Source organism: Amycolatopsis sp. lyj-109 (assembly GCF_046548995.1).
In the GTDB taxonomy this organism is placed as follows: domain Bacteria; phylum Actinomycetota; class Actinomycetes; order Mycobacteriales; family Pseudonocardiaceae; genus Amycolatopsis.
In genome coordinates this window covers 274804-290047 of sequence record NZ_JAJPWR010000011.1, presented here as the reverse complement: position 1 = coordinate 290047, position 15244 = coordinate 274804, and the positions used below count along the sequence as shown (strand labels likewise).

Genomic DNA, 15244 nt, shown 5'->3' with positions numbered 1-15244 from the left:
TCTGCGGGCGTCGAGGGGCACCTGCTGACCGGCAACACCACCAGCGTCATCGCCGGGCGCGTCTCCTACACCTTCGGGCTGGAGGGGCCGTCGGTCGCGGTCGACACGGCGTGCTCGTCGTCGCTGGTCGCGCTGCACCTGGCCTGCCAGTCGCTGCGCCAGGGGGAGTCCACGATGGCCGTCGCCGGCGGGGTGACGGTCCTGTCGACCCCCGGCGCGTTCATCGAGTTCAGCCGGCAGCGCGGGCTGGCCCCCGACGGCCGGTGCAAGCCGTTCGCCGAGGCGGCCGACGGCACCGGCTGGGCCGAAGGGGCCGGTCTGCTCCTGCTGGAGCGGCTGTCGGACGCGCGGCGCAACGGCCACGAAGTCCTGGCGCTCGTCCGTGGTTCGGCGGTCAACTCCGATGGCGCGTCGAACGGCCTGACCGCGCCGAACGGGCCCTCGCAGCAGCGCGTGATCCGGGCGGCACTGGCGAACGCGGGCCTGGCACCGTCCGATGTGGACGTCGTCGAGGCGCACGGCACCGGGACGACCCTGGGTGACCCGATCGAGGCGCAGGCGGTGCTGGCCACCTACGGCCAGGACCGTTCGACGCCGCTGTACCTGGGCTCGGTGAAGTCGAACATCGGCCACACCCAGGCCGCCGCCGGGGCCGCCGGGATCATCAAGATGGTCATGGCGATGCGCCACGGCGTGCTGCCGAAGTCGCTGCACGTCGACGCGCCGACGTCCCATGTGGACTGGTCGGCGGGCGCGGTCGAGTTGCTGACCGAGGCCCGGGACTGGCCGGCCGACCGCCCGCGCCGGGCCGGGATCTCCTCCTTCGGCATCTCCGGGACCAACGCGCACACCATCATCGAAGAACCAGAGCGCCCCAATGCGGCCTTGGGTGCGTCAGACGCACCGAAGGCCGCCTTGGGTGCGTCAGACGCACCGAAGGCCGCCTTGGGTGCGTCAGACGCACCGAAGGCCGCCTTGGGTGCGTCAGACGCACCGAAGGCCGCCTTGGGGCGCTTGGCGGGGCCGGTGCCGTGGCCGGTCTCGGGCCGGTCGGTGGCCGCGCTGCGGGCACAGGCGGCTCGGCTGTCCGAAGTGGACGGAAGTCCCGTGGACGTCGGGTTCTCCCTCGCCACCGGCCGGGCGGCGCTGGACCACCGCGCCGTCGTGCTCGGGACGACCGCCGAGGACTTCCGGACGGGACTGGCGGCGCTCGCCGCGGGCACGCCCACGCCCGATGTCGTCTCGGGTGAAACCGCCACCGGTCCGCTCGCCGTGCTGTTCACCGGGCAGGGTGCCCAGCGCGCCGGGATGGGCCGGGAACTCCACCACCGGTTCGCCGTCTACGCCGACGCGTTCGACGAGGCCTGCGCCCACCTCGACCCGCACCTGGAGCACTCGATCCGGGACCTCGTCTTCGCCGAGCCGGGCACCGACGAGGCCGCGTTGCTCGACCGGACCGCCTACACCCAGCCGGCGCTGTTCGCCGTGGAGCTGGCCGTGTTCCGGCTGGGCGAGAGCTGGGGCGTGCGGGCCGACCACCTCGCGGGCCACTCGATCGGCGAGCTGGTCGCCGCGCACGTCGCCGGGGTGCTGTCGCTGCCCGACGCCGCCGAGCTGGTCGCCGCGCGCGGCCGGCTGATGGAAGCCCTGCCGGAGGGCGGGGCGATGGTTTCGCTGCGCGCCGGTGAGGAAGCCGTGGCCGCCGAGGTGGCCAAGACCGGCGGCCGGGCCGGCATCGCGGCGGTGAACGGGCCCGATTCGGTCGTCGTCTCTGGCGACGAGGACGTCGTGCTCGAACTGGCCGCCGGGTTCGCCGCGGCGGGCGTGCGGACCAAGCGGCTCAAGGTGAGCCACGCGTTCCACTCCCCGCGGATGGACGCGATGCTGGCCGACTTCGCCGCTGTCGCCGAGACACTGACCTACCACCCGGCCGAACGGGCCGTGGTCTCCACCGTCACCGGCGCGCTCGCCGGTCCCGAACTGTCCACACCGGACTACTGGGTGCGGCAGGCGCGCGCGTCGGTCCGGTTCGCCGACGCCGTCGCCACCCTGGCCGGCCAGGGCGTGCGGACGTTCCTCGAGATCGGGCCGGACGCCGTGCTCAGCGCCATGGCCGCGGACTGCCTCGGCGAAGACGTCGTGGCCGTGCCGCTGGTGCGCCGCGACCGGCCCGAGGAACGCACGTTCGCCGCCGCGCTCGCCGCGCTGTGGGTCCGCGGTGTCCCGGTCGACCTGTCGGCCGCGTTCACCGGTGCCCGCCGCGTGCCGCTGCCGACCTACGCCTTCCAGCACCGCCGCTACTGGCCCGAGGTCTCCGCCGCGGCCGGGGACGTCGGCGCGGCCGGGCTCACCGACGCGGCGCACCCGCTGCTGGCCGCGACCCTGCCGCTGGCCGGCGGCGACGGCGTCGTCCTCACCGGGCGGCTGTCGCTCGCCACGCAGCCGTGGCTCGCCGACCACGCCGTGCTCGGGACCGTCCTGCTGCCCGGCACCGCCTTCGTCGAGCTGGCCGTCCGGGCCGGGGACCAGGCCGGGTGCCCGGTGGTCGAGGAACTGACCCTTGCCGCCCCGCTCGTGCTGCGCGAGCGGGACGCCGTCGCGATCCAGGTGTCGGTCGGCGCCCCGGCCGCCGACGGTCGCCGCGAGCTGACCATCCACTCCCGTCCGGAAGGCCGCGACGACTGGACCGCGCACGCCGCGGGCGTCCTCGCGCCGACGTCCACGGCCGAGCCGGCCGCGTGGGCCGACTGGCCGCCCGCCGGAGCGGAACCCGTTGAGGTGACCGGCTTTTACGACACCCTGGCGGCGTCCGGGTTCGGCTACGGCCCGGCCTTCCGCGGTCTGCGCGCGGCCTGGCGCCTCGGCGAGGAGATCTACGCCGAAGTCGCGCTGCCGGAGCAGCAGCAGGCGGGCGCGTTCGGCCTGCACCCCGCCCTGCTGGACGCCGCGCTGCACGCGCTGGGCCTGTGCGACGGCGAAACCGGCCCACGGCTGCCGTTCGCCTGGACCGGCGTCACCCTGCACGCCACCGGTGCCACCGCGCTGCGGGTCCGCCTGCGGCCGGGCGCCGGGGACGCGGTGGCCGTCGACGTCGCCGACGCGACCGGCGCCCCGGTCGCGTCGGTCGAGGCGCTCGTGCTGCGCCCGGTCTCGGCCGGGCACCTGCGCGGCCCGGACGGCGGCGACGCGCTGTTCCAGGTCGAATGGACGCCGATTCCGGTACCGGAGGCGCCGGGCGGCCGGTACGCGGTCATCGGCCCGGACCCGCTCGGCCTGGTCGCCGGGCTCGGCTCGGCGGGCACCGTCGAGTCCTGTGTGGACCTCGCGGAACTGGGCCGCCGCACCGGGGAAGGCGGCGAAGAACCGCAGTTCGTGTTCTCCGCGATCCGCCACTCGGCGCAGCCGCGCGAGCGGGCGGCGTTCGCGCTCGAGCTGGTCCGCGAGTGGCTGGCCGACGAGCGGTTCGCCACCGCCCGGCTCGTGCTGGTGACCCGCGGCGCGGTCGGCGCGGTCGACGGCGACCGCGTCCCCGACCTCACCGCCGCACCGGTGTGGGGCCTGCTGCGGTCGGCGCAGTTCGAGAACCCCGGCCGGTTCGTCCTGGTCGACCTCGACGACGAGGACCCGCGCTCGGCGGCCCTGCTCGGCGCGGTCGCCTCCGGGGAACCGCAGCTCGCGCTGCGGGACGGCCGCGCGCTGGCCGCGCGGCTCGTGCGGGCCGGCTCCGGCACCCTGCTCCAGCCGCCCGCGGAAGGCGACTGGCGGCTCGACAGCACCGGCCGCGGCACCCTGCAGAACCTCGCGCTCGTGCCGAACCCGCTGCCGGAGACGCTCGAACCGGGCACGGTCCGGGTGGCCATCCGCGCCGCCGGGATGAACTTCCGCGACGTCCTCATCGGCCTCGGCATGTACCCCGGCGAGCCGCTCATGGGCATCGAAGGCGCCGGTGTCGTGCTCGAATGCGGCGAAGGCGTCACCGGGCTCGCCCCGGGCGACAAGGTGATGGGCTTCTTCCCCGGCTCCTTCGGCCCGCGCTCGGTCGCGGACCGGCGGATGCTGGCGAAGATCCCCGACGGCTGGTCGTTCAGCGAAGCCGCGTCGGTGCCGATCGTCTTCCTCACCGCCTACTACGGGCTGGTGGATCTGGCCGGGCTGCGGGCGGGCGAGTCCGTGCTGGTGCACGCGGGGGCCGGCGGCGTCGGGATGGCCGCCATCCAGCTGGCCAGCCACCTCGGCGCCGAGGTCTACGCCACGGCGAGCCCCGGGAAGTGGGACGTCCTGCGCGCCTCCGGGCTCGACGACGCGCACCTCGCCTCCTCTCGCACGACCGGGTTCGCGGAGCTCTTCCGCGAGGCCAGTGGCGGCCGGGGTGTCGACGTCGTGCTCAACGCCCTCACCAACGAATTCGTCGACGCGTCCTTCGCGCTGATGCCGCGCGGCGGGCGGTTCCTCGAGATGGGTAAGGCGGACGTGCGGGACGCCGGCTCCGTCGCCGCTGCCCACCCGGGCGTCCGGTACCAGGCGTTCGACCTGGTCGAAGCGGGCCCGGACCGTATCCGGGAGTTGTTCACCGAGGTGCTCGCGCTGTTCGAGGCGGGTGCCCTGACGCCGCTGCCGGTGCGGACCTGGGACGTCCGGCGCGCGCCCGAGGCGTTCCGGTTCGTCAGCCAGGCCAAGCACGTCGGCAAGGTGGTGCTCACCATGCCGCCGTCCTTCGGCGACGGCACGGTGCTGATCACCGGCGGTACCGGCGCGCTGGGCGGCCTGGTCGCCCGGCGGCTGGTCACCGGGCACGGCGTCCGGGAGCTGGTCCTGCTGAGCCGGCGCGGGCCGGACGCCCCCGGTGCGGCCGAGCTGGCCGCGGGGCTGCGTGAGCTCGGCGCGGACGTCCGGGTGGTGGCCGCCGACGCCGCCGACCGCCGTGAACTGGCCGCCGTGCTGGCGACGATCCCGGCGCTCACCGGCGTGGTGCACGCGGCCGGTGTCCTCGACGACGGCGTCGTCGCGTCGCTGACGCCGGAGCGGCTCGACGCGGTGCTGCGGCCGAAGGTCGACGCGGCCCTGAACCTGCACGAGCTCACCCGGGACCTCGGTCTCTCGGCGTTCGTGCTGTTCTCCTCGGCTGCGGCCACGCTGGGCAGCCCCGGCCAGGGCAACTACGCCGCGGCGAACGCGTTCCTCGACGCCTTGGCGCAGCACCGCGCGGCCCGGGGGCTCCCGGCCGGGTCGCTGGGCTGGGGCCCGTGGGCCACCGACGGCATGCTCCGCGAAGCCGGCCGCGCGAAACTGGCGCGGTCCGCGTTCGTGCCGTTCACCGCCGAACGCGGGCTCGACCTGTTCGACGTCGCGGCGGCCCGGCCGGAACCGGCGCTGCTGCCGCTGCAGCTCGACCCGGCCGCGCTGGGTGCGCAGTCCGGGCTGCCGCCGCTCTTCGCGTCGCTGGTGCGAGCGCCGGCCCGCCGGACCGCTTCGGCGGCTGTGCCGGGCGAAGGCCCTTCGCTGGCCGAGCGGCTGGCCGGCGTGCCCGAGGCGGGGCGCGGCGAATTCCTGCTCGACGTCGTGCGCGCGCACGTCGCCACGGTGCTGGGCCACGGCTCGGCCGCCGACGTCGAAGGCGGCCGCGGTTTCCTCGACCTGGGCTTCGACTCGCTCACCGCGGTGGAGCTGCGCAACCGGCTCACCGCCGAGAGCGGGCTCCGGCTGCCGGCCACGCTGATCTTCGACCACCCGTCACCCGCCGACCTGGCCGCACACCTGCTGGCCGGGCTCGCGCCGACCGCCGTCGACGCGGACGCGGCGGTGCTGGCGGAACTCGAGCGGCTGCTGGAACGCGCCGGGGACAGTCGCCGGGTCACCGCGCGGCTGGAGACCCTGCTCGCGCGCCGCCGGAGCAGTTCCGAGAACGCGGACTCCGAACTCGACTCCGCGAGCGACGACGAGATCTTCGACCTGATCGACAACGAACTCGGACTGTCCTGAATGGACGGCACGCGACGGGATGGGGCCTGATGGACAACGACGCGAAGCTCCGGGAGTACCTGAAGAAGGTGACCGCGGACCTCCGGCGCGCCCGCAAGCGCGTCCAGGAGGTCGAGGACGCCGGGTCCGCCCCGATCGCGATCGTCGGGATGGCCTGCCGGTTCCCCGGCGGCGTCCGCTCGCCCGAGGACCTGTGGCGGCTGGTGGATGCCGGCGGCGACGGCATGTCCGGGTTCCCCGCCGACCGCGGCTGGCCGGACGCCCACGACGCCGGCTTCGTCGCCGAAGGCGGCTTCGTGCACGAAGCGGGCAAGTTCGACGCGGGTTTCTTCGGCATCTCGCCGCGCGAAGCCCTGGCCATGGACCCGCAGCAGCGGCTGCTCCTGGAAACGTCGTGGGAAGCCCTCGAACGCGCCGGGATCGTGCCGGAGACGCTGCGCGGCAGCCGCTCGGCGGTGTTCGTCGGCGCGGCCTCCCAGGGCTACGGCACCGGCGCGGGGGAGGAGGCCGAGGCGGTCGCCGGGCACCTGATGACCGGCACCGCCACCAGCGTCCTGTCCGGCCGGATCTCCTACACCCTCGGCCTGGAGGGGCCGTCGGTCACCGTCGACACGGCCTGTTCGTCGTCGCTGGTCGCGTTGCACCTGGCGGTGCAGTCCCTGCGGCGTGGAGAATCCGACCTCGCGCTGGCCGGCGGCGCGGCGGTGATGGTCAACCCGGACATGTTCACCGAGATGAGCCGTCAGGGCGGGCTGTCCGGCAACGGCCGGTGCAAGGCGTTCGCCGACGGCGCCGACGGCACCGGCTGGGGCGAAGGCGCCGGCATGTTGCTGGTCGAGCGGCTGGCCGACGCCCAGCGCCTCGGCCACCCGGTGCTGGCGGTGATCCGCGGCTCCGCGGTGAATCAGGACGGCGCGAGCAGTGGCCTCTCGGCGCCGAACGGCCCGTCCCAGCAGCGCGTGATCCGCGACGCACTGGCCGACGCCCGGTTGTCCACTGTGGACGTCGACCTGGTCGAGGCGCACGGCACCGGCACGGCGCTGGGCGACCCGATCGAGGCGCAGGCCCTCCTGGCCACGTACGGTCAGGACCGCTCGTCGCCGCTGTGGCTGGGGTCGGTGAAGTCGAACATCGGGCACACGCAGGCCGCGGCGGGCGTCAGCGGCGTCGTCAAGCTCGTCATGGCGCTGCGGAACCGCCGGATGCCGCCGACCCTGCACGCCGGGACGCCGTCGACGAAGATCGACTGGACCGCCGGCGCGGTCGAGCTGCTCCAGGAAGGCCGGGAGTGGACCGCCGACCGGCCGCGGCGCGCAGCCGTCTCTTCTTTCGGCCTTTCCGGCACGAACGCGCACCTCATCCTGGAGGAACCCGAGCGCCCCAATGTGGCCTTGGTTGCGTCTGACGCACCCAAGGCGGCCTTCGGTGCGTCAGACGCACCGAAGGCCGCCTTGGGGCGCTTGGGGCCGGCGGTGCCGTGGGTGCTCTCGGCCAAGTCCGCGGAGGCCCTGCGCGAGCAGGCCGCCCGGCTGTCTCTTGTGGACGCCGACCCGGCGGATGTCGCCTTCTCGCTGGCGACGACCCGATCGGCCTTCGCGCACCGGGCCGTCGTGATCGGCGCGGACCGGGAGCGGCTCCTGGCCGGGGTCCGCGCGCTCGCCGACGGCACGCCCGCGCCCCACGTCGTTTCGGCGGTCGCCGGGAGCGGCAAGGTCGCGATGGTCTTCCCCGGCCAGGGTGCCCAGTGGACCGGGATGGCCACCGAACTCCTGGCCACTTCGTCGGTCTTCGCCGCTCGATACGCCGAATGTTCGCGGGCGCTCGAACCGTACACCGGCTTCTCGCTGCTCGAATCGGCCGAGCTGGACCGCGTCGACGTCGTGCAGCCCGCGCTGTTCGCGATGATGGTGTCCCTGGCCGAGCTGTGGGCCGCCCACGGCGTGCGCCCGGACGCGGTGCTCGGCCACTCCCAGGGCGAGATCGCGGCCGCGGTCGTGTCCGGCGCATTGTCCCTTGAGGACGGTGCGCGCGTTGTCGCGTTGCGCAGCAAGGCCATCCTCGCGTTGGCGGGCGCGGGTGGCATGGTCTCCGTCGCCGCCTCCCGGGATCGGACCGAAGAACTCGCCGCCCCTTGGGGAGATCGGATCGGCATCGCCGCCGTCAACGGCCCGGAGGCGACCGTCGTCTCCGGCGAGCCCGGTGCGCTCGACGAGTTCATGGCGAGCGTCGAACTGCGCACGCGCCGGATCCCGGTGGACTACGCGTCGCACTCCGTCCAGGTGGAGCAACTGCGCGACGAGCTCCTGGAGGTGCTGGACCCGATCGCCCCGCGCGCGGGTCACGCCGGGTTCTTCTCGACCGTGACCGGGGACTGGATCGACGGCACTGCCCTCGACGCCGAGTACTGGTACACCAACCTGCGGCAGACGGTCCGGCTCGAGGAGTCCGTGCGCGCCCTGGCGGCGCAGGGTTACCGGGCATTCGTGGAAGCGTCTCCGCACCCGGTGCTGGTGATGCCGATCGGGCAGACCGTGGAGAGCGCCGTCGCGCTCGGCTCTCTGCGCCGCGACGAAGGCGGCCTGGACCGCTTCGCGCTGTCGGTGGCCGAGGCGTACGTACACGGCGTCAAGGTCGACTGGTCGCCGTACTTCGCCGGTGCCGCGCGGGTCGATCTGCCCACGTACGCGTTCCAGCAGCGGCACTACTGGCTCAAGCCCGGCACTCCCGCTCAGGCCGTCGCGGATCCGGACTTCTGGGAGGCGGTCGACAGCGGATCTCTCGCCGAGACCCTCGGCGTGGATCCCGAGGCTCCGCTCAGCGAGCTGCTCCCCGTCTTGAGCGACTGGCGCCGGACGGCCCGCGACAAGTCCACTGTCGACTCCTGGCGCTACGACATCCGCTGGCGCCCGGCCCCGTCGCTTTCACGTGAAAGCGACCCGGAGGCGGGCCCTCCACGTCGCTTTCACGTGAAAGCGGCGGTTGGGCGCTGGCTCGCCGTGGTCGCACCCGGGCGGGACGACTCGGTCGTCGTGGATGCGCTCGGCGCCGAGGTCGTGCCGGTGACCGGCGACCGCGAAACCCTGGCCGCCCGGCTGCGCGAGGCCGGCCCGGAGGTGGCGGGCGTGGTGTCGTTGCTGGGCTTCGACGAGCGGCCGCACCCGGAGTTCCCCGAGCTGCCCGCCGGCGTCGCCGGAACGCTCTTGCTCGCCCAGGCCCTCGGCGACGCGGGGATCGATGCGCCCCTGTGGCTGCTGACCTCCGGCGCCGTCGACACGGACTCGCCGTCGCCCGCGCAGGCCCAGATCTGGGGCCTCGGGCGCGTGATCGGCCTGGAACACCCGGGTCGCTGGGGCGGGTTGATCGACCTGCCCGCCGATCCCGATGCCCGTGCCGTGGAACAGCTCACCGCCATCCTGGCCACCCCCGGCGACGAGGACCAGTTCGCCATCCGCCCCTCCGGCGTCCTCGTCCGCCGCCTCGTCCGCGCCACCCCGCCGCGAACCGCACCCGGCTCGTGGTCCCTGCGCGGCACCGCCCTGGTCACCGGCGGCACCGGCGCCCTCGGCCCGCGGATCGCCCGCTGGCTCCTCAGCGCCGGTGCCGAGCACGTCGTCCTCGCCAGCCGTCACGGCGGTCAAGCCGACCCCGACCCGGGCATCACCTTCGCCGCTTGCGACGTCACCGATCGCGCCCAGGTCGAGGCCCTTGCCGGAGCCCACGACATCCGGGCCGTCGTCCACGCCGCCGCCCTCATCGAACTCGCCTCGATCGACGCCACCGACGTCGCCGAGTTCGCCGCCGTCGCCCGCGCCAAAGTCCGCGGGGCCGAAAACCTCGACGCCGTCTTCGACCGTGACCTCGATGCCTTCGTCCTGTTCTCGTCCATCGCCGGCGTCTGGGGCAGCGGCGACCACGCCGCCTACGCCGCCGCCAACGCCCACCTCGACGCCCTCGCCCAGCGCCGGCGCGCCCGCGGCCTGCGGGCCACGTCGCTCGCCTGGGGCGTCTGGAACGCCGCCGACCCGGCCAAGGCGAACCAGGACTTCGACGCGAGCCGGCTCCTGCGCCAAGGCCTGCCGTTCCTCGATCCCGACCTCGCCTTCGCGGGCCTGCGCCAGGTCCTGGCCGACGACGAGACGTTCCTCGCCGTCGCCGACGTCGACTGGGCCCGGTTCGCGCCCGTCTTCACCGCCCTGCGACCGCGTCCGCTGCTCGACGAACTGCCCGAGGTCCGCCGGGCGCTGACGGTGGAAAAGCCCCAGCTCAAAACGGGCTGGCCGGCCGGGCTGTCCCCGGCTGACCGCACCCGGACCGTGCTCGACCTGGTCCGCGCCACCGCGGCGGCCGTGCTCGGCCACGACAGCCCGGACGCCGTCGCCCCCGGCGTGGCCCTGCGGGAACTCGGCTTCGACTCGCTCACCGCCGTCGAGCTGCGCAACCGCCTCGCCGCCGAAACCGGGCAAAGCCTGCCCGCCACCCTCGCCTTCGACCACCCGACGGCCGAGCGCATCACCGAGTTCCTGCTCGGCGCCACGGCCAAGGTCACCGAGACCGTCGTCGCGGTCGCCGACGACCAGCCGATCGCCATCGTCGCGATGAGCTGCCGCTACCCCGGTGGCGTCCGCAGCCCTGAGGACCTGTGGGAACTGATCACCGCCGGCGGCGACGCGATCACCGGGTTCCCGGCCGACCGCGGCTGGGACGTCGACGCGCTGTTCGACCCCGATCCGGACCACGACGGCACCAGCTACACCCGCCACGGAGGCTTCCTGCACGACGCCGGTGACTTCGACCCGGGCTTCTTCGGCATCTCACCCCGCGAAGCGCTGACCATGGACCCCCAGCAGCGCCTGCTCCTGGAGACGTCGTGGGAGGCGATGGAACGCGCCGGCCTCGACCCGCAGAGCCTGCGGGGCAGCGCGACCGGCGTCTTCGTCGGCACCAACTACGCCGACTACGGCATCGGGCTCGCCCAGCCGGACAGCTCGGCCGGGCACCTGCTCACCGGCGGCGCCGCCAGCGTCGTCTCCGGCCGGATCTCCTACACCTTCGGGCTCACCGGCCCGGCCGTCACCGTCGACACGGCGTGCTCGTCGTCGCTGGTCGCGCTGCACCTGGCCTGCCAGTCGCTGCGCTCCGGCGAGTGCACGATGGCGCTGGCCGGCGGGGTGGCGCTGATGTCGACGCCGGCGTCGTTCGTCGCGTTCAGCCGCCAGCGCGCGCTCGCCGCCGATGGCCGCTGCAAGGCCTTCTCCGACGACGCCGACGGCATGGGCATGGCCGAGGGCGCCGGCGTCCTGCTGGTCGAGCGGCTCGCCGACGCCCAGCGCCACGGCCACGAGGTCCTGGCCGTGATCCGTGGCTCGGCGGTCAATCAGGACGGCGCGTCCAACGGCCTGACCGCCCCGAACGGCCCCGCCCAGCAGCAGGTCATCCGCCAGGCCGTGGCCAACGCCCGGCTGACCTTCGACGACGTCGACGCCGTCGAAGCCCACGGCACCGGCACCACCCTCGGCGACCCGATCGAGGCCCAGGCGCTGCTGGCCACCTACGGCCACGACCGGGAGAACCCCCTGTGGCTCGGCTCGGTGAAGTCCAACATCGGCCACAGCCAGGCCGCGTCCGGCGTCGCCGGCGTCATCAAGATGGTCCTGTCCCTGCGCCACGGCGTCCTCCCGGGCACGCTGCACGCGGCCACGCCGTCGTCCCATGTGGACTGGACGGCCGGGAACGTCCGGCTGCTGAACGAAACCCGCGCGTGGCCCGAGACCGGACGGCCACGCCGGGCCGCCGTGTCGTCGTTCGGGATGAGCGGCACCAACGCCCACGCGGTGCTGGAGGCGGCCCCGGTCGCGGCCGTCGAAGAGCGGCCGGCCACGACCGGCCCGGTGCCCTGGATCCTGTCCGCCAAGACGCCTGCCTCGCTGGCCGCGCAGGCCGGACGGCTGCAGGCGCGGGTAGGGGCCGCACAGGGGGTCCGGGCCGCAGATGTGGGGTACTCCCTCGCGAAATCCCGGTCTACGTTCGAGCAACGGGCGGTGCTCGTGGCCGGCGGCGAGCACGACGGCCACGACCCGCTGGGCGCGCTCGCCCACGGCCGGGCCGCCCCCGGCCTGGTGCGGGGCAGCGCCCGCCGCGGGGGCAAGGTCGCCTTCGTCTTTCCCGGGCAGGGCTCGCAGTGGGTGGGGATGGCTTTGGACCTGATGGACACGTCGCCGGCGTTCGCGGCCCGCATGCGGGACTGCGAACGTGCGCTGGCGCCGTTCGTCGAGTGGTCGCTGCCGGAAGTCCTCGGCGACGACGCGATGCTCCAGCGGGTCGACGTCGTGCAGCCCGCGCTGTTCGCGGTCATGGTGTCGCTGGCCGAGGTCTGGCGCGCCCACGGCGTGGAGCCCGACGCCGTGATCGGGCACTCCCAAGGCGAGATCGCCGCCGCCGCGGTCGCCGGCGCGCTGTCCCTGCAGGACGCCGCCCGCGTGGTCGCGTTGCGCAGCAAGGCGATCCTGGCCCTGGCCGGCCACGGTGGCATGGTGTCGGTGGCCGCCGCACCCGAAACCGTCGAGGCGCGGCTCACGGCGGAGCTGTCGGTCGCGGCCGTCAACGGTCCGGCCGCGGTCGTGGTGTCCGGCTCGCCGTCCGCCCTCGACGAGCTGATCGAGTCGTGCGAAGCCGACGGCATCCGCGCGAAGCGGGTCCCGGTGGACTACGCGTCGCACTCGGTCCAGGTCGAGGCGATCGAGGCCGAGTTGCGCGAACTGCTCGCCCCCGTTTCGCCCCGGTCGTCGGAGATCGCCTTCTACTCCACGGTGACCGCCGAGCCGATGGACGCCGCCGGGCTCGACGGCACCTACTGGTACACCAACCTGCGCAATCCGGTGCTGTTCGGCACGACCACGCGGCGGCTGGCCGAGGACGGCTACGACGTCTTCCTCGAATGCAGCCCGCACCCGGTGCTCACGATGAGTGTCCAGGACACTGTGGACGAAGCCGTCGTGACCGGCACGCTGCGTCGCGGCGAAGGCGGCCTCGCCCGGCTGTACGCGTCGTTCGCCGAGGCCTGGGTGCACGGCGTCGACCTCGACTGGACGCCCGCGTTCGGCGAAGGCGCCCGGCTGATCCCGCTCCCGACGTACGCCTTCGACCACCAGCGGTACTGGCTTGACCCGGCCCCTTTGGCCCCGGCCCGCGACCCGCTGTGGACGGAGCTCGAAGAAACCGACGACCTCGCCGGTGTCCTCGGGGTCGACCAGTGCGCGCTCGACGAGGTGCTGCCCGCCCTGACGCGGTGGCGCGCAGAGCGCGCCGAAGAATCCACAGTGGACTCCTGGTGCCTGAAGGTCGGCTGGACGCCGGTCGCCGAGCCCGCGCTGCCGCTGCTCTCCGATCGCTGGCTGGCTTTCGTTCCGAATGACCACAGTGGACTCGTCACGACGGTGCTCGACGCGCTGGCCTCGCGCGGCGCCGACGTCGTCACCGCCTCGCCGGAGAAGCTGTCGCCGGGGGAGTACACCGGTGTCGTTTCGTTGCTGGGCCTGGACGAAACCCCGCTGCCCGGGCATCCGCTGATCGCGACCGGCGTGGCCGCGACGGCCGCGCTCGCGCCGGCGCTGACCGCCGCCGGGATCGACGCCCCGTTGTGGCTGCTCACCCGCGGCGCCGTGGCCACCGGGCCCGGCGACGCCCCGGCGTCGAGCGTGCCCGCCCAGCTGTGGGGCCTCGGCCGCGTGCTCGGCCTGGAGTACCCCGGCCTCTGGGGCGGGCTGGTCGACCTGCCAGCCGCGCTCGACGAGCGGGCCGCGGACCGGCTGGCCGGGTTGCTGGCTGAGCCCGGCGGCGAGGACCAGCTCGCGATCCGGGACCACGGGATCCTGGCCCGGCGGCTGCGTCCGGCGCGGCCCGCTCCGGCGGGCGAGCCGTGGCGGCCGCGGGGAACCGTGCTCGTCACCGGGGGCACGGGCGCGCTCGGCGCGCACGTCGCCCGCTGGCTGGGCCGGTCCGGCGCCGACCACCTCGTGCTCACCAGCCGCCGGGGCGAAGCCGCTCCCGGCGCGGCCGAACTGGCCGAAGAACTGCGGGGGTACGGCTGCGCGGTGACCATCGCCGCGTGCGACGTCGCCGAGCGCAAGGCCGTCGAAGCCCTCCTGGACAGCCTCGGGCACCCGCCGGTGGCGGTCGTGCATGCGGCCGGGCTGCCGCAGTCGGGCACCCTCGCCGAGACCGGCCTGGACGAGTTCGAAGACGTCCTCGCGGCCAAGGTCGCGGGCGCCGCGCACCTGGACGCCCTGCTCGGCGACGACCTCGAAGCGTTCGTGCTGTTCTCTTCCAACTCCGGCGTCTGGGGCAGCGCGGGCCAGGGCGCTTACGCCGCCGCGAACGCCTACCTGGACGCGCTTGCCGAGCAGCGCCGCGCCCGCGGCGCGAAGGCGACTTCGGTGGCCTGGGGGTTGTGGGCCGGGGGCGGCATGGCCACCGGCGAAGGCGAGCAGCAGCTGCGCCGCCGCGGCCTCCGGCCGATGGCGCCCGAACGGGCCGTGGCCGCGCTGCAGGGTGCGCTCGACCGCGACGAGACCTTCCTGGCCGTGGCCGACGTCGACTGGGACCGGTTCGTACCGGCCTTCACGGCGTCGCGGCGCCGCCCGCTGATCGAGGACCTGCCGGCCGTCCGGCAGGTGCTGGACCGGCTCGAAGCCGACCAGGAGGGCCCTGGTGAAGGCGCCGCGGCCGGGTGGCGCGAGCGGCTGGCCGGGCTGCCGGAAGCCGAACGCGACCGGACCGTGCTCGACCTGGTCCGCACCGAGGCCGCGGCCGTGCTCGGCCACCGCGGCGCCGACGCGATCGGCAGCACCCGGCCGTTCCGCGACCTCGGGTTCGACTCGGTGACCGCGGTCGAGGTGCGCAACCGGCTGCGCCGGGTCACCGGTCTTCGGCTGGCCGCCACCGCCGTCTTCGACCACCCGACCCCGGTCGCGCTGGCCCGGTTCCTCGCGGCCGGGATCGCCCCCGGCGGCACACCCGCGGATTCGGCGTTCGGCGCGCTCGACCGCCTGGAGGCGTCGCTGCCGGACCTCGAGGCCGACGAGAACGTCCGGATGCGCGTCGAGATGCGGCTGAAGTCCCTGCTGAACCAGTGGAGCGGGGACCGCGCGGCCCCGCGGCAGGCGCAGCTCGCGGACGCCTCGGCGGCCGAGGTCTTCGCGTTCATCGACAACGAGCTCGGGGTTTCCCCGCCGCCGAGGCACTGACCCCTGACTTGGACGAACGGATG

Annotated in this window: 2 protein-coding genes (1 of these 2 cut by a window edge); both read left to right on the top strand. The window is 74.7% G+C overall.

Going from position 1 to position 15244, the window contains the following annotated elements:
* Nucleotides 1–5979 carry the final stretch of a type I polyketide synthase gene (locus ACLJQF_RS25640; protein ID WP_410612237.1) on the top strand. Its footprint begins 9261 nt before the window's first position, so 5979 of the gene's 15240 nt are visible here — the last part of the coding sequence; its start codon lies beyond the left edge, outside the window; the stop codon is at nucleotides 5977–5979.
* Nucleotides 5976–15221, top strand: a complete 9246-nt coding sequence (locus tag ACLJQF_RS25635) for a type I polyketide synthase (RefSeq protein ID WP_410612256.1) — start codon at nucleotides 5976–5978, stop codon at nucleotides 15219–15221. The genes ACLJQF_RS25640 and ACLJQF_RS25635 overlap by 4 nt, the downstream gene beginning before the upstream one ends.
* The last annotated feature ends 23 nt before the right edge of the window (nucleotides 15222–15244 follow it).